The sequence below is a fragment of the Burkholderia sp. MSMB1588 genome (genome assembly GCF_001546925.1).
Classification (GTDB): Bacteria; Pseudomonadota; Gammaproteobacteria; order Burkholderiales; family Burkholderiaceae; genus Burkholderia; species Burkholderia humptydooensis.
This window is the reverse complement of sequence record NZ_LNJS01000001.1, coordinates 2,813,164-2,828,716: the sequence shown is the minus strand read 5'-3', so window position 1 is coordinate 2,828,716 and position 15,553 is coordinate 2,813,164. Positions and strand designations below refer to the sequence as shown.

Sequence of the window (15,553 nt, the reverse complement as noted above, 5' to 3'; positions counted from 1 at the left end):
TGACAATGCTCTGGGGTGCTTATGAACGGAACAGCCGCGAATACTGCGATTCGTGCCGCGCGGACAGGATGCCGAGCTGCGGCGCGAACGTGTTGATCGCATCGGGCGGCGTCGCGAGCGCGCGGCGCACCGCGTCGCGGATCGGCTCGCGCAGCGCGACGATGATTTTCTGGCCGGCGAGCTGGCCGAGCGGCACCGCCTTGATCGCGGCGGCCGTCTGGTTCTCGACCCAGCCGAACGCATACGCGGCGAGCGCCGCGTCGGGCGTCGCGCCGTGCGCGGCGGCGGCGAACGCGAACGCGCTCGGCAGCGCGATCGGCGAGATCGACGCGAGCGTCGCGCGGCGCGCGGCGTCGCCCCATTCGAGCGATGCGCAAAGCTGCGCGAGCGACCAGCCCATCTGCTCGGTCTCGCGGCGCAGCTCCGACGATTCGCGGCTCGCGACGAATTCCTCGTTCGCGTCGGCGAGCGCCGTCGCGTCGTGCGCGTGCCAGCGCGCGAGCTGATGCGCGAGGAACGGCAGCTCGCCGTGCGCGAGCACGTCGGCAAGCCCGCTCGCGATCCAGTCGCGCACGCCGTCGGTATTGCGAATCAGCGGCGCGTCGAGCGCCGCTTCGAGCCCCTGCGAATAGCTGAACGCGCCGATCGGCAAGGCCGGCGACGCGAGGTGCAGCAGCGCGACGAGCTCAGCGGTGTCCATGACCGTGGCCGTGCGAGCAGGACGGACCATGCTGGTGATCGTGATCGTGATCGTGATCGTGATCGTGCGAGTGGCCGTGATGCTCGTCGAACACCTGCTGCGCGAGCGCGTAATCCTCGGCGAACGTCGCGTCGTGCCCGTGACGGTGCCCGCCGCCATACGCGCCGGCCTCCGGCTGGAACGGCGCGTTCGCGCGCTCGATCGTCGCGCCGAGCCGCGTCAGCATGTCGGCCAGCACCGGATCGTATTCGAGCTTCAGGCAGCCCGCGCCGATTTCGACGGGCGTATGGCGGTTGCCGAGGTGATACGCGGCGCGCGTGAGCGTGAGCGCGTCGGGCGCGCGCACGAGCAGCACGGCCTCGTGCGCGGCGGCCACGCGCACGAGCGCGCCGTCGTCGGCGACAAGCACGTCGCCGTCGCGCAATACGGTGCCGCGCGGCAGCACGAGCGCGACGTCCTCGCCCGTGTCGAGCGTCGCGGCGAGCCGGCTCCGGCAGCGCGCGTCATAGGCGAGCGTGAGCGCAGGCGCGCGCGCGACGAGCGTCGCGGCGAGTTTCACGTTCGGGGCGATGCGTTTGTCGATCGTGCGCATGATGATTCGTCAGGACTTCAGAACAGGAAGTAGCGCTGCGCCATCGGCAGCACGGCGGCGGGCTCGCAGGTGAGCAGCGCGCCGTCGGCGACGACGTCGTAGGTTTCGGGGTCGACGCTGATGGCCGGCTGCCATGCGTTGTGGATCATGTCGCGCTTCGTCACCGTGCGGCAGCCGCGCACCGGCACGAGCCGCTTCGCGAGTCCGTAGCGTTTGCCGATGCCCGCGTCGAGCGCGAGCTGCGACACGAACGTGAGCGACGTGCGCGCGAGCGCGCCGCCGCGGGTGGCGAACATCTCGCGGTAGTGGACAGGCTGCGGCGTCGGGATCGACGCGTTCGGGTCGCCCATCTGCGCGATCGCGATCATCCCGCCCTTGACGATCATCGCCGGCTTGACCCCGAAGAACGCGGGCTGCCACAGCACGAGGTCCGCCCATTTGCCCGGCTCGATCGAGCCGACTTCGTGCGCGATGCCGTGCGTGAGCGCCGGATTGATCGTGTACTTCGCGACGTAGCGCTTCGCGCGGAAATTGTCGTTGCGCGCGCTGTCCTCGGCGAGCGCGCCGCGCTGCACCTTCATCTTGTGCGCGGTCTGCCACGTGCGGATGATCACTTCGCCGACGCGGCCCATCGCCTGCGAATCGGACGACAGCATCGACAGCGCGCCGAGATCGTGCAGGATGTCCTCGGCCGCGATCGTTTCGCGGCGAATCCGCGATTCGGCGAACGCGAGATCTTCGGCGATCGACGGATCGAGGTGATGACAGACCATCAGCATGTCGAGGTGCTCGTCGAGCGTGTTGATCGTGTACGGGCGCGTCGGATTCGTCGACGACGGCAGCACGTTCGGCTCGCCGCACACCTTCAGGATGTCGGGCGCGTGGCCGCCGCCCGCGCCCTCGGTGTGGTACGTGTGGATCGTGCGGCCCTTGAACGCGGCGACCGTCGCCTCGACGAAGCCGCCTTCGTTCAGCGTATCGGTGTGGATCGCGACCTGCGTGTCGGTGTCGTCGGCCACCGTCAGGCAGTTGTCGATCGCGGCGGGCGTCGTGCCCCAGTCCTCGTGCAGCTTCAGGCCGATCGCGCCCGCCCCGATCTGCTCGACGAGCGGCTGCGGCCGGCTCGCGTTGCCCTTGCCGAGAAAGCCGAGGTTGATCGGCCAGCCATCGGCCGCCTGCAGCATCCGTTCCAGGTGCCAGGGCCCCGGCGTGCAGGTGGTCGCGTTCGTGCCCGTCGCGGGGCCCGTGCCGCCGCCGATCATCGTCGTCACACCGGACGCGAGCGCCTCGTCGATCTGCTGCGGACTGATGAAGTGAATGTGCGTATCGATGCCGCCCGCCGTCACGATCAGGCCTTCGCCCGCGATGATCTCGGTCGCCGCGCCGATCGCGATCGTCACGCCGGGCTGGATGTCCGGATTGCCCGCCTTGCCGATCGCCGCGATGCGGCCGTGCTTGATCGCGATGTCCGCCTTCACGACGCCCCAGTGATCGAGGATCACCGCGTTCGTGATCACGGTGTCCGCGACGTCGGCCGCGCTCAGTTGCGATTGCCCCATCCCGTCGCGGATCACCTTGCCGCCGCCGAACTTCACTTCCTCGCCGTAGATCGTGTAGTCGCGCTCGACTTCGATCAGCAGCCCGGTGTCCGCGAGGCGAATGCGGTCGCCCGTCGTCGGCCCGTACATTTCCGCGTACGCGCGGCGGCTCAAACGTAATGTCATGTCGTCGAATCCTTCGGATGCCCGTGCGGGCGTGTCAGCGGAGCGCCGGCGCTCAGAGCGGCCCCATCACCTTGCCCTGGAAGCCGTAGACGGCGCGCGCGCCCGCGAGTTCGACGAGCTCGACCGTGCGCGTCTGGCCCGGCTCGAAGCGCACCGCGGTGCCCGCCGCGATGTTCAGCCGAAAGCCGCGCGCGGCCGCGCGATCGAACGACAGCGCGTCGTTGACTTCGTGGAAGTGATAGTGCGAGCCGACCTGCACCGGGCGATCGCCCGTGTTCGCGACGACGAGCGCGATCGTGTGGCGGCCGGCGTTCAGCTCGTGCTCGCCGTCGTCGGTGAGGAGTTCGCCGGGAATCATGCGGCCCTCCGGCGCTGCGTGCGATGGGCGCGGAGTCCGCTGCCGGACGGCGGGAGGAAATGAGCCATGCAGTGAATCATGACGCGCCTTCACGGAATCGGGTGGTGGACGGTTACGAGCTTCGTGCCGTCGGGAAACGTCGCTTCGACCTGGATGTCGGGAATCATCTCAGCCACGCCTTCCATCACGTCGTCGCGCGTGAGCAGCGTCGTGCCGTAATGCATCACTTCGGCGACCGTCTTGCCGTCGCGCGCCGCTTCCATCAGCGCGGCGGTGATGAACGCGACCGTCTCCGGATAGTTGAGCTTGAGCCCGCGCGCGCGGCGGCGCTCGGCGAGGAGCGCCGCCGTGAAGATCAGCAGCTTGTCTTTTTCTCGGGGAGTCAGCTTCATGAAAGAAACATTTTGGAAAACGTAATATTCGCGCGGCGCGTGTCGCGGCAGTCGCAAAGCTATCGTAGCATCGCGCACGTGCGCGTGCGGCGAAGCCTTCAGGTGTAAGTGAGCAAGGCATGTGCCATGCGTGTTGCGCGCGCGTTCATGCCGTGCAGCGGTGCGGCGCGCACCGCGATGGCGCGTTTTTCCGAAAGGCGTGCGTCAGGAATGTGCGGCGTTCAGGTTTGCCAGAGGCGCAGCGGTTTCGCGTCGACGCCGTGGACGATCGGGCGCAGCGCGAGCCATTGCTCGGCGAAGAGACGCTGCAGCGCCTCCATCGAATGCGCGAGCGCGCGGATCAGCATCGTGCCGGGCGCGACGCAGGTGACGCCCGCGCGCAGCGCGTCGTCGAACGGCAGCGCGGGCGCGATCGATTCGGCGAGCGCGTCCGTGCAGGCCGTGCCGAGCGCCCACAGCGTGCCGTACACGGGAAAGCCGCCGAGCCCTTGCGGCGCGGCGCGCAGCGGATCGCCTGCATCGAGGCGCGCGCGCTCGACCCACATCGGCCCGCCCGACGGCCCGACGATCTTCGAGAACGACGCGATGCTGCCCGCCGACCAGGCTTCGCCCGCCGCCTGGCGGCCGAGCTGCGTCGCGTCCCAGCCGAGCGCGCTCGCGCCGTCGCCGAGCTTCAGCACGAATTCGAGCGACGCGTGCGCGGCGTCGAAGAACAGGTTGTTCTGCGGCAGCCAGTCGAGCTTCGCGCGCGCGCCGACGTCGATGTCGATCCGCTGCCGCGCGTCGAGCCCGTTCGACTTGTACCACTTCGTCGCGCCGGGCGTCGTCAGCACCGCGTGCGTGTCGGCGCCGAGCTTCACGTCGATCTCGAGCCGGTCGCCGCCCGCGACGCCGCCCGGCGGATGCACGATCACCGCGTGGCAGATCGCGTCGCCTTCCGGATAGAGCGGGCGCTGCACGCGCAGCGGGCCGACGTGCCGCCGATGCGCGAGCGCCGTGCGCCCGCCCGGCTGCCGCTCGAAGCCGAGTTCGAGGCGGGCGTGCCACGCCTTGGCGGCGGGGCGAATGAGGCGGGCGTGGGTTTCGTGGGCGGACATCGGTCGAATCGGGAGAATCGGGGAAGCGGGCGCGCCAATGCTACAGGATACCGGCTCGCCGCCGCGCGCGGCGGAGGATGACGATGGCGCGCGAACGCGAGCGCGCGCGGATGGGCACCGAAGCCGGCCGCTCGCGGATGGCGTACCGCGTCGTGCGCGCCGGGCATGCGACGCATGCCGCACGGCCTGCACGCCGATGCGGACGCCGGCGCCGACGCTCAGACCGCGATCAGCTCGCGCACGCCGTGCGCGTCCATCTCGCTGCCCGCGCCGCCCGCGACGATCTCGCCGCGGCTCATCACCCAGTAGCGGTCGGCGATCGAGCGCGCGAAATCGTAGTACTGCTCGACGAGCAGCACCGTCATCTTCGTTTCGCCGACGAGCTGCCGCAGCGTGCGGCCGATGTCCTGGATGATCGACGGCTGAATGCCTTCCGTCGGCTCGTCGAGGATCAGGAGCTGCGGCTCGCTCATCAGCGCGCGGCCGATTGCGAGCTGCTGCTGCTGGCCGCCCGACAGATCGCCGCCGCGGCGCGCGCGCATGTCCTTGAGCACCGGAAAGAGCGAGTAAATCCGGTCGGGCACTCTGGACGGCGCCTTGCGGCTCGCCGCGCCGACGAGCAGATTCTCCTCGACGGTGAGGCGCGCAAAGATGTCGCGGCCCTGCGGCACATAGGCGAGCCCCGACGCGACGCGCGCATGGGGCGGCAGCGCGCCGAGCGGCTTGCCGCGCCACGCGATGCTGCCGCTTTTCGTCGGCACGACGCCCATCAGGCAGCGCAGCAACGTCGTCTTGCCGACGCCGTTGCGTCCGAGCAGCACGGTGAGCCGGCCTGCTTCGGCGGTGAGGCTCACGTCGCGCAGGATGTGGCTGCCGCCGTAGTACTGGTTCAGCGATTCGATTGTCAGCATCGCATCATCGTCCGAGGTAAGACTCGATCACCGCTTCGTCGCGCTTCACCTGATCGAGCGTGCCTTGCGCGAGCACCGCGCCTTCCGCCATCACGGTCACGCGCCCCGTCTCGCCCGCGAGCGCCGCGACGAATTCCATGTCGTGCTCGACGACCATCATCGAGCACGTGCCGCGCAGCGTGTTCAGCAGCTCGGCGAGCGCCATCGTCTCGTGGTCGGTCATGCCGGCCGCGGGCTCGTCGAGCAGCAGGAGCGCGGGGCGCTGCATCAGCAGCATGCCGATCTCGAGCCGCTGCTTCTGCCCGTGAGACAGCTCGCCCGCGAGCCGGAACGCGCTGTCCTCGAGCCGGATCAGCGCGAGCGTCTCCTCGATCCGCGCCTGCGCCGCGTGATCGAGCCGCGCGCGCAGCGACGCGAACCAGCGCTTGTCGGCCGCCATCGCAAGCTCGAGGTTCTCCCACACCGGATGCTGCTCGAACACGGTCGGCTTCTGGAACTTGCGGCCGATGCCCGCGCGCGCGATCTGCGGCTCGTTCATCCGCGCGAGGTCGAGCGTCTGGCCGAGGAACGCCTTGCCCGAATCCGGCCGCGTCTTGCCGGTGATCACGTCCATCATCGTCGTCTTGCCGGCGCCGTTCGGGCCGATCACGCAGCGCAGCTCGCCCACGTCGATCGCGAGCGACAGCTTCTTCAGCGCGCGAAAGCCGTCGAAGCTCACTTCGATGTCCTCGAGATAGAGGATCGTGCCGTGCGACGTGTCGATCGCGCCCGGCGTGACGACGTGCGACATCCCGGCCGTGCCGCTGACGGCGGGTTGATCGGCGCCGTCCGGCTGCGCGAGGTCGGGAATCATTGCGTTCTCGTTCATCGTGGCGTTGCCCGGCGCGTGACGGTTTCGACGAGGCCCATGATTCCGCGCGGCAGCACGAGCGGCACGAGCACGAAGATGAGGCCGAGGAAGAACAGCCAGTATTCGGCGAAGTACGCGGTGAACACGCTCTTCGCGCCGTTGACCGCGAACGCGCCGACGATCGGGCCGATCAGCGTGCCGCGGCCGCCGACCGCGACCCAGATCGCCATCTCGATCGAGTTGCCGGGCGACATCTCGCTCGGATTGATGATGCCGACCTGCGGCACGTACAGCGCGCCCGCGATGCCGCACAGCACGGCCGACACGACCCACACGAAGAGCTTGTACGCGAGCGGGCTGTAGCCGAGGAACATGACGCGCGTCTCGCCGTCGCGGATCGCGGTGACGACGCGGCCGAGCTTGCTCGTGACGATCGCGCGCGCGGCGACGAACGACGCGACGAGCGCGGCGAACGTGATCAGGAACAGCACCGTGCGCGTGCCCGGCGACGTGATCGCGAAGCCGGCGATGCGCTTGAAGTCGGTGAAGCCGTTGTTGCCGCCGAAGCCCGTCTCGTTGCGATAGAAGAGCAGCATCGCGGCGAACGTCATCGCCTGCGTGATGATCGACAGATACACGCCCTTCACGCGCGAGCGGAACGTGAAGAAGCCGAACGCCCACGCGAGCGCGGCGGGCGCGAGCACGACGAGCGCGAGCGCATACGCGAGATGCTCGGTGCCGCTCCAGTACCACGGCAGCCGGTGCCAGTCGAGAAACACCATGAAGTCGGGCAGATCGCTGCCGTACTTGCCGTCGCGGCCGATCGCGCGCATCAGGTACATGCCGATCGCATAGCCGCCGAGCGCGAAGAACAGGCCGTGGCCGAGGCTCAGGATGCCGCAGTAGCCCCAGACGAGATCGAGCGCGAGCGCGGCGATCGCGTAGCACATCAGCTTGCCCGCGAGCGTCATTGCGTAGGATGACAGATGAAACGCGCTCGACTCCGGGGCGGCGAGCGCGGCGAGCGGCACGCCGACGCCGACCGCGATGCACAGCGCGACGAGCGCGAGCCACGCGCGCCGCGACAGCAGCGCGGGGCGCGGCGGCAGCCCGAGCGCGAAGCGCGGCGAAGCGGGCGCGGCCGATGCGGCCGATGTCGCGGATGCCGCGGACGACGCGCTGCGCGCGACGGAAAGGGAATGGATCGTCGAAGTCATGTCATGCCTCCGCGCTGCGGCCCTTCAGGGCGAACATCCCTTGCGGGCGTTTCTGGATGAACAGCACGATCATCACGAGCACCGCGATCTTCGCGAGCACGGCGCCCCAGAACGGCTCGATCGCCTTGCTGAGGAGCCCGAGGCCGAAGCCGCCGAGCACCGTGCCCGCGATCTGGCCGACGCCGCCCAGCACGACCGCCATGAACGAATCGATGATGTAGCTCTGGCCGAGGTCCGGGCCGACGTTGCCGATCTGCGACAGCGCGCAGCCGCCGAGGCCCGCGATGCCCGCGCCGAACGCGAACGCATACGAATCGACGCGCGCCGTCTTCACGCCGACGCACGCGGCCATCCGGCGGTTCTGCGTGACCGCGCGCACGAAGAGGCCGAGGCGCGTCTTCGTCAGCGCCGCCCACGCGATGCCGACGACGGCGAGCGCGAACGCGAGGATCGCGAGCCGGTTGTACGGCAGGATCAGGTTCTGCATCACGGCCACGCCGCCGCTCATCCACGAGGGATTCACGACCTGCACGTTCTGCGCGCCGAAGATCATCCGCGTTGCCTGGATCAGGATGAGGCTCACGCCGAAGGTCGCGAGCAGCGTCTCGAGCGGGCGGCCGTACAGGTGCCTGAGCACCGTGCGTTCGAGCACGACGCCGAGCGCGGCCGCCGCGACGAACGACACGGGAATCGCGGCGAGCGGATACCAGTCGAACGCGCTGGGCAGATAGCGCTGCACGAGCGTCTGCACGACGTAGGTCGCGTATGCGCCGATCATCAGGAACTCGCCGTGCGCCATGTTGATGACGCCGATGAGGCCGTACGTGATCGCGAGGCCGAGCGCGGCGAGCAGCAGCACGCTGCCGAGCGACAGCCCCGCGAACAGCGTGCCCGCGATTTCGCCGCGCCGCTGGATCGTGTAGAGCGCGTCGAGCCCTTGCTGCGCGGCTTTGCGCACGCGCGCATCGGGTTCCGCATCGCTGCCGTCGGGACGCTTCGCGATGAGCGGGCGCAACTGCTCGATCATGTCGAGATCGCTTCGCGCGGCGACGAGCCGCACCGCTTCGAGGCGCTTCGCGGGATCGGCATCGCGCAGCGCGGCGATCGCCCACAGCGCGTCGAGGCGGCGCTTGAGCGTCGGGTCGGTTTCCTTCGCGCGCGCCGCGTCGATCATCGGCTTGACCGAAGCGTCGGGGCTCTTCAGCAGCGCGTCGATCGCGCGGCGCCGCGTGTCGACGTCGGGCGACGCGAGATCGAGCCCCGACAACGCGTTCGCGATCCTCGTGCGCAGCAGATTGTTGAGCATCACGGGCTGCGCGTCGCCCGCCCGCGCGGGGGCGTTCGTCAGCGCGTCGCGCGCGGCGTCGCCGCTCTGGATCAGGATGCGTCCCGCGTCGGTCGCGAGCGCGTCGCCGTTCGCGAGCGCGTTCAGCAGCGCGACGGCGGCGGCGTCGCGCTCGGCGGCAAGACGGTCGATCGCGGCGCTCTTTGCATCGAAGTCGTCGCCGGCGAGCGCGGCGGTGTCGGCGGCCGTGACCGCGAGCGCCGCGCGCGGCGCGCCGAGCGAAAGCGCCGCGCAGACGGCGAGCGCCGCGAGCGCACGAGCGGCGCGGCTCAAAGGCGTGGGCATCGGTAGGTCCTCGCGAAAGGGGAGAAAGCGCGCGGCGTGGCCGCGCGCGACGACGGCGCCGCGCCGTTGCGCGGCGCCTGCGCGGGCGTCAGGCGAGCGCCGCGCGACGGCGACGCAGGAACTCGGGGATCGAGCCGACCACATCGGGCTTGCCCTGGTTGCCCGCGATGAACGGGCTCCACGGCTGCGCGCGGACCGCCGTCTTCGTCTTCCAGACGACGTTGAACTGGCCGTCGCCGCGGATCTCGCCGATCATCACCGGCTTGTGCAGATGATGGTTGCCGTCCATCGTCAGCGTGAAGCCCGACGGCGCGGCGACGCTCTGGCCGATCATCGCCGCGCGCACGCGGTCGACATCGGTGCTCTTCGCCTTCTCGACCGCCTGCTTCCACATGTGGATGCCGACGAACGTCGCCTCCATCGGATCATTGGTCACGCGCTTCGCGCCGCCCGGCAGGTTCTGCGACTTCACCCACGCGGCGAACTGCTCCTTGAACTTCGCGTTCGCCGGACCCTTCACCGACATGAAGTAATTCCACGCGGCCAGATGCCCGACGAGCGGCTTCGTGTCGATGCCGCGCAGCTCCTCCTCGCCCACCGAGAACGCGACGACCGGCACGTCGGTCGCCTTGATCCCCTGGTTGCCGAGCTCCTTGTAGAACGGCACGTTCGAATCGCCGTTGATCGTCGAGATCACGGCCGTCTTGCCGCCTTGCGCGAAGGTCTTGATGGTCGCGACGATCGTCTGGTAATCACTGTGCCCGAACGGTGTGTAGACTTCCTGAATATCGGATTCCTTCACGCCCTTCGATTTCAGGAACGCGCGCAGGATCTTGTTGGTCGTGCGCGGATACACGTAATCGGTGCCGAGCAGGAAGAAGCGCTTCGCACCGCCGCCTTCGGCGCTCATCATGTACTCGACGGCCGGAATCGCCTGCTGGTTCGGCGCGGCGCCCGTGTAGAACACGTTGCGCGACATCTCCTCGCCCTCGTACTGCACCGGGTAGTAGAGCAGGCCGTTCAGCTCCTCGAATACGGGCAGCACCGACTTGCGCGACACCGACGTCCAGCAGCCGAACACGCACGCGACCTTCTCCTGCGTGAGCAACTGGCGCGCCTTCTCGGCGAAGAGCGGCCAGTTCGATGCGGGGTCGACGACGACGGGCTGGAGCGGCCGCCCGAGCACGCCGCCGCTCTTGTTGATGTCGGCGATCGTCATCAGCGCGGTGTCCTTGAGCGAAGTCTCGGAGATCGCCATCGTGCCCGACAGCGAGTGCAGGATGCCGACCTTGATCGGGCCTTTGCCCGAATCCGCCGCGCGCGCGAGGGGGCTTTGTCCCGCGAGCGCCATGACGCCTGCCATCGATCCGAACTTCAAAAGACTGCGACGTTTCATCGAGTTCCCCTTGCCTGTTGGAGTGTGGGCGCGCACCGGAGCGGACGCGCGGCGAACCGGTTACGCAAGGCATGTGCCAGATGCGGGCCGGCGCGCGTGCGCGCGCCCGTCCACGGGGCTTCCGACGATGCGCCGCGGTGCCTGCGGCGCCCGCGTGCGTGCATTGCGTGGGCCGTCGCGGTGCAGCGCCGTGCACGCGCGTGCTGCATGGTTGTGCATCGCGAGCCGCATGCTTACACTCTCAAGGCGAATTTCCATCGATGCGGCGCTTGGGTGTCGCATCCGTCAGCGCGCATCGCGACGCATTCCAGACATCGTTCGATCGATCTCCGAGGAGCCTTTCATGACCGAGCACGTTTCGCAGACCCCCGACCTTTCCGCGTTCTGGATGCCGTTCACCGCGAACCGGCAATTCAAGGAAGCGCCGCGCCTGCTCGTCGCGGCGAAGGGGATGTATTACACGTCGCACGACGGCCGCCGCATCCTCGACGGCACCGCGGGCCTCTGGTGCGTGAACGCGGGGCACGGGCGCGACGAGATCGTCGCCGCGATGAAGGCGCAGGCCGAGGAGATGGATTTCGCACCGACGTTCCAGATGGGGCACCCGAAGGCGTTCGAAGCGGCGACGAAGATCGCGCGCCACACGCCGGGCGACCTGAAGCACATCTTCTTCACGAACTCCGGATCGGAGGCGGTCGACACGGCGCTCAAGATCGCGCTCGCGTATCACCGCGCACGCGGCGAAGGCCAGCGCACGCGTTTCATCGGACGCGAGCGCGGCTACCACGGCGTCGGCTTCGGCGGCATCTCGGTGGGCGGCATCGCGCCGAACCGCAAGGCGTATTCGGGCGCGCTGCTGCCGTCCGTCGATCATCTGCCGCACACGCTGAACCTGAAGGAGGCCGCGTTCTCGAAGGGGCAGCCCGCGTGGGGCGCGCATCTGGCCGATGAGCTGGAGCGGCTCGTCGCGCTGCACGACGCGTCGACGATCGCCGCGGTGATCGTCGAGCCCGTCGCGGGCTCGACGGGCGTGCTGATTCCGCCGCAAGGCTATCTCGAACGCCTGCGCGAATTGTGCGACAGGCACGGCATCCTGCTGATCTTCGACGAAGTGATCACCGGCTGGGGGCGGCTCGGCGCGCCGTTCGCGTCGCAGTTCTTCGGCGTGACGCCCGATCTGCTGACGATGGCGAAAGGCACGAACAACGCGGCGGTGCCGATGGGCGCGGTGGCCGCGAGCGGCGCGATTCACGACGCGATCGTGAACGGCGCGCCGGCCGGCATCGAGCTCTTTCACGGCTACACGTATTCGGGGCACCCGCTCGCGGCGGCTGCGGCCGTCGCGACGATCGATCTGTACGAGCGCGACGGGCTGCTCACGCGCGCCGCGCGGATCGCGCCGATCTTCGAGCGCGAGATCCACAAGCTGAAGGACGCGCGCCACGTGATCGACGTGCGCAACCTCGGCCTCGTCGGCGGCGTCGAGCTGAAGCCGCGCGACGGCAAGCCGGGTGCGCGCGCGTACGAGGTTTTCGTCAGGTGCTTCGCGAAGGGCGCGATGATCCGCTATACGGGCGACATCCTCGCGTTCTCGCCGCCCCTCATCGTCGAGGAGGCGCAGCTCGTCGAGCTGTTCTCGATCGTCGCGCAGGCGCTGAAGGAAACGGAGTAGGCGGGCAGGAGAGACGAGCGGTACGCCCAGGTGAAGCGGCGCGCGCCGCCGCCGCGATGCGATACGCGCTCAGTAACGCAGCACCGAAGGATCGACGTCGCGCGACCACGCGTCGATCCCGCCTTGCAGGTTGTAGAGCTTGGTGAAGCCGCGCGATTCGAGGAACATCGCGACTTGCGCGCTGCGCATCCCGTGATGGCACACGCAGACGATCTGCGCTTCGTCGTCGAGCTCCTCGCTGCGCGCGGGAATCTGCTGCATCGGGATCGACACGCTGCCGTCGATCTTCGCGGTCGCGATTTCCCACGGCTCGCGCACGTCGAGCACGACGGGCGCGGGGCGCGCCGGATCGCGCAGCCATTCGGCGAGCGCGGTGGCGGTCAGGATCTGCATCGGCGTGAATCGTCTCAGAACTTGAAGCGCGACGGCTCGATCGCGTTGACGAGGTGGTCGACGTAGGTTTCGAACACGTCGGCGACGCGGTACTGCTTGTCGTCGATGCGCGTGATGATCTGCGCCTTCATCACCGGCCGGCCGCCGACGAACGCCGCGAGGCGGCCGCCCACCTTCAGTTGCTCGAGCAGTTCCTGCGGGACGACGGGCAGGCCGCCCGACACGCAGATCACGTCATACGGCGCCTTCGCGGGCCAGCCGCGCGAGCCGTCGCCGAGCACGACTTCGGCGTTCGTCACGCCGTTCTTCTTCAGGTTCTCTTCGGCGAACTTCGCGAGATCCGGATCGATCTCGACCGTCGTCACGCGCTGGCCGCGCGCGGCCAGCAGCGCCGCCATGTAGCCGGAGCCCGCGCCGATCTCGAGCACGTTCTCGTGCTTCTTCACCGCGAGTTCCTGCAGGATGCGCGCCTCGACGCGCGGGAACAGCATCTTCTGGCCGTTCGGCAGCGGCAGCTCGACGTCGGCGAACGCCAGGTCGCGATACGCGGCCGGCACGAAGTTCTCACGCTTGACGACCGACAGCAGGCTCAAGACGTCTAGATCCAGTACATCCCAGGGACGGATCTGCTGTTCGATCATGTTGAAACGTGCTTTTTCGATATTCATGGTGTCATGCGGGCCGGGTCGGCCGTCAGCGAGGGGACGAAAAACGCTCGGATTGTACCAAACGGGGTCGAGGTCTTGCCTTCAGAATGCCTGCGTGCCCGAAGCGGCTAGCGCTTGCTGTTCTTGATCTGCTGCTCGAACGCGACGTCGAGCTTGCTGACCTTGCGCGGCTTCTTCGGGCCGAGGCCGTCGACGAACGCGACGAAATCCTCGAGCGGCAACGGCGCGCAGAGCTTCTCGGCGGCGCCGCCCGAGCGGTCGACGAGGTAGAAGAGGCCGCCCGGCATGCCGACCGCCGAATACTGCGGGTTGCCGGTGCGGGTTTTCAGGCGTTCGACCGCGCGGGTCGCTTGCGTGGTGCGCATCGTGCGTCAAAAACGAAAGTGCGGTGAAACCGACACTTTATCAACAACGCGGGCCGAACGCGCTCAGACGGTCTTCGAGTAGCGGCTTTCGGACGCGCCCGACAAATACGCGTCGAACACCATCGCGATGTTGCGCACGTAGAGGCGTCCGGCCGGATGAATCGTCAGACGATCGGCGCCGATCGACAGCATGCCGTCGCGCTCGAAGCCGCGCAGCGTGTCGAGCTCGCGCGCGAACTTGTTCGCGAAGCGGATGCCGTACGCGGCCTCGACGTGCGAGAACGGCAGCACGAGGTTGCACATCAGATGCGTGATCACGTCGCGCCGCAGCCGGTCGTCGGCGGACAGCGTTACGCCGCGCACGATCGGCAGCCGCTGGTCGGCGAGCGCCGCGCCGTAGCGGGGCAGATCCTTCGCATTCTGCGCGTACACGTCGCCGACCTTGCCAATCGACGACGCGCCGATGCCGATCAGATCGGCGTCCGCCTGCGTGCTGTAGCCCTGGAAGTTGCGCTGCAGCGTGCCGTTGCGCTGCGCGCGGACGAGCTCGTCGCCCGTGCGCGCGAAATGGTCCATGCCGATGTACACGTAGCCCGCGCGCGTGAGCTGCTCGATCGCGAGGCCGAGCAGCGCGATGCGCGTCGCGGGCGGCGGCAGTGCGGCGCCGTCGATCTGGCGCTGCATCTTGAACAGATGCGGCATGTGCGCGTAGCCGAACACGGAGAGCCGGTCGGGCTCGAGCTCGACGATCGTGTCGAGCGTGCGCGCGAAGCTCGACACCGTCTGGTGCGGCAGCCCGTAGATGAGGTCGATGCTGATCGAGTGGTAGCCCGTCGCGCGCGCGGCGCGCACGAGGTCGGACGTCATCTTGAGCGGCTGCACGCGGTTGATCGCGCGTTGCACGTCGGGGTCGAAGTCCTGCACGCCGAGGCTCACGCGGTTGAAGCCGATCGTGCGCAGATGGACGAGCGTCGCGGGCGATGCGGTGCGCGGGTCGATCTCGATCGAGAATTCGCCGGTGCGGTCCGACGCGAGCGTGAAGTAATCGCGCGTGGCCGCCATCAGCTCGGTTGCCTCGGCGTTCGACAGGAAGGTCGGCGTGCCGCCGCCCCAGTGGAGCTGCGTGACGGTCCGTTCGGGATCGAAGAGCGCGGCCTGCAGCGCGATCTCGTGCTTCAACTGATCGAGATACGGCCGCGCGCGCTTGCGGTTGCGCGTCGCGATCTTGTTGCAGCCGCAGTAGAAGCACGCGGTCGCGCAGAACGGAATATGGAAATAGAGCGACAGATCGCTCGCCGACGCGCCCGGATCGGCCGCCGCGCGGATGTAGTCGGCGGGATCGAAGTTTTCGCGGAACTGCGGGGCGGTGGGGTAGGACGTATAGCGAGGGCCGTTCGCCGTGTACTTGGCGAGCAGGTCGGGGCGAAACAGCGCCTCGGACGGAATCGGCTGCGTCATGCTGGAAGCTCGAAGTCGTGCTCTGTGACGTCGACCAGTATAGGAACCGGCGGTTTCATTGAATTGTGTAATAACGTCGCAGCGGCGGATGGCACAATACGGCGTTCGCGCGCGACTGCCCGCTTGCCGG

At 68.7% G+C, this 15,553-nt stretch carries 16 protein-coding genes and 1 pseudogene; 2 read left to right on the top strand and 15 right to left on the bottom strand.

Features of this window, described 5'->3' with window-relative positions; genetic code table 11:
* Positions 1–19: 19 nt before the first annotated feature.
* The 11 genes from WS92_RS24630 to urtA form a co-directional block, all read right to left on the bottom strand.
* Positions 20–700, bottom strand: a complete 681-nt coding sequence (locus tag WS92_RS24630) for an urease accessory protein UreF (protein WP_059931340.1) — start codon at positions 698–700, stop codon at positions 20–22.
* On the bottom strand, positions 687–1,292 hold the full coding sequence (gene ureE, locus WS92_RS24625) for an urease accessory protein UreE (protein WP_059931342.1): 606 nt from the start codon (positions 1,290–1,292) through the stop codon (positions 687–689). The genes WS92_RS24630 and ureE overlap by 14 nt, the downstream gene beginning before the upstream one ends.
* Before the next feature lie 17 nt (positions 1,293–1,309).
* Positions 1,310–3,016, bottom strand: a complete 1,707-nt coding sequence (gene ureC, locus WS92_RS24620; protein ID WP_006025532.1) for an urease subunit alpha — start codon at positions 3,014–3,016, stop codon at positions 1,310–1,312.
* Between the two features lie 52 nt (positions 3,017–3,068).
* Positions 3,069–3,374, bottom strand: a complete 306-nt coding sequence (locus tag WS92_RS24615) for an urease subunit beta (RefSeq protein ID WP_006025533.1) — start codon at positions 3,372–3,374, stop codon at positions 3,069–3,071.
* 89 nt (positions 3,375–3,463) lie between these two features.
* The gene (gene ureA / locus WS92_RS24610; protein ID WP_006025534.1) at positions 3,464–3,766 is read right to left on the bottom strand and encodes an urease subunit gamma; all 303 of its coding nucleotides are present in this window, start codon (positions 3,764–3,766) and stop codon (positions 3,464–3,466) included.
* A gap of 221 nt (positions 3,767–3,987) precedes the next feature.
* On the bottom strand, positions 3,988–4,863 hold the full coding sequence (locus tag WS92_RS24605; RefSeq protein WP_059931344.1) for an urease accessory protein UreD: 876 nt from the start codon (positions 4,861–4,863) through the stop codon (positions 3,988–3,990).
* A gap of 218 nt (positions 4,864–5,081) precedes the next feature.
* On the bottom strand, positions 5,082–5,774 hold the full coding sequence (gene urtE, locus WS92_RS24600) for an urea ABC transporter ATP-binding subunit UrtE (RefSeq protein ID WP_006025536.1): 693 nt from the start codon (positions 5,772–5,774) through the stop codon (positions 5,082–5,084).
* A 4-nt stretch (positions 5,775–5,778) separates the two neighbouring features.
* Positions 5,779–6,642, bottom strand: a complete 864-nt coding sequence (gene urtD / locus WS92_RS24595; RefSeq protein ID WP_059931346.1) for an urea ABC transporter ATP-binding protein UrtD — start codon at positions 6,640–6,642, stop codon at positions 5,779–5,781.
* Positions 6,639–7,841 carry an urea ABC transporter permease subunit UrtC gene (gene urtC, locus WS92_RS24590; RefSeq protein WP_015600336.1) on the bottom strand — a complete coding sequence of 401 codons (1,203 nt, stop codon included), beginning with the start codon at positions 7,839–7,841 and terminating at the stop codon, positions 6,639–6,641. Before urtC ends, urtD begins: the two co-directional genes overlap by 4 nt.
* 1 nt (position 7,842) lies before the next feature.
* A complete protein-coding gene (gene urtB, locus WS92_RS24585) occupies positions 7,843–9,471 on the bottom strand; it encodes an urea ABC transporter permease subunit UrtB (protein WP_059931348.1) in 1,629 nt (542 codons plus the stop codon).
* An 88-nt stretch (positions 9,472–9,559) separates the two neighbouring features.
* Positions 9,560–10,867 (bottom strand): urea ABC transporter substrate-binding protein, encoded by a 1,308-nt coding sequence (gene urtA / locus WS92_RS24580; protein ID WP_009913349.1) that lies wholly within the window; start codon positions 10,865–10,867, stop codon positions 9,560–9,562.
* 343 nt (positions 10,868–11,210) lie between these two features.
* On the opposite strand from urtA, the gene WS92_RS24575 reads away from it, so the two are divergent.
* Complete coding sequence (locus WS92_RS24575; protein ID WP_015601910.1) at positions 11,211–12,539, top strand: omega-aminotransferase AptA; 1,329 nt, start codon at positions 11,211–11,213, stop codon at positions 12,537–12,539.
* A 69-nt stretch (positions 12,540–12,608) separates the two neighbouring features.
* Here the strand turns inward: WS92_RS24575 and WS92_RS24570 are convergent, their stop codons facing one another.
* From WS92_RS24570 to hemN, 4 genes are all read right to left on the bottom strand, one after another.
* Positions 12,609–12,932 carry a rhodanese-like domain-containing protein gene (locus WS92_RS24570; protein ID WP_059931350.1) on the bottom strand — a complete coding sequence of 108 codons (324 nt, stop codon included), beginning with the start codon at positions 12,930–12,932 and terminating at the stop codon, positions 12,609–12,611.
* 14 nt (positions 12,933–12,946) lie between these two features.
* Complete coding sequence (locus tag WS92_RS24565) at positions 12,947–13,600, bottom strand: protein-L-isoaspartate O-methyltransferase family protein (protein WP_006025543.1); 654 nt, start codon at positions 13,598–13,600, stop codon at positions 12,947–12,949.
* Between the two features lie 107 nt (positions 13,601–13,707).
* Positions 13,708–13,965, bottom strand: a complete 258-nt coding sequence (locus WS92_RS24560; RefSeq protein ID WP_006025544.1) for a hypothetical protein — start codon at positions 13,963–13,965, stop codon at positions 13,708–13,710.
* 63 nt (positions 13,966–14,028) lie between these two features.
* The gene (gene hemN, locus WS92_RS24555) at positions 14,029–15,423 is read right to left on the bottom strand and encodes an oxygen-independent coproporphyrinogen III oxidase (RefSeq protein WP_015601612.1); all 1,395 of its coding nucleotides are present in this window, start codon (positions 15,421–15,423) and stop codon (positions 14,029–14,031) included.
* A gap of 24 nt (positions 15,424–15,447) precedes the next feature.
* Between hemN and WS92_RS33260 the strand changes: the two are divergent.
* Positions 15,448–15,525, top strand: a pseudogene (locus WS92_RS33260) (coproporphyrinogen III oxidase); the annotation flags it as partial.
* Positions 15,526–15,553 lie beyond the last annotated feature (28 nt).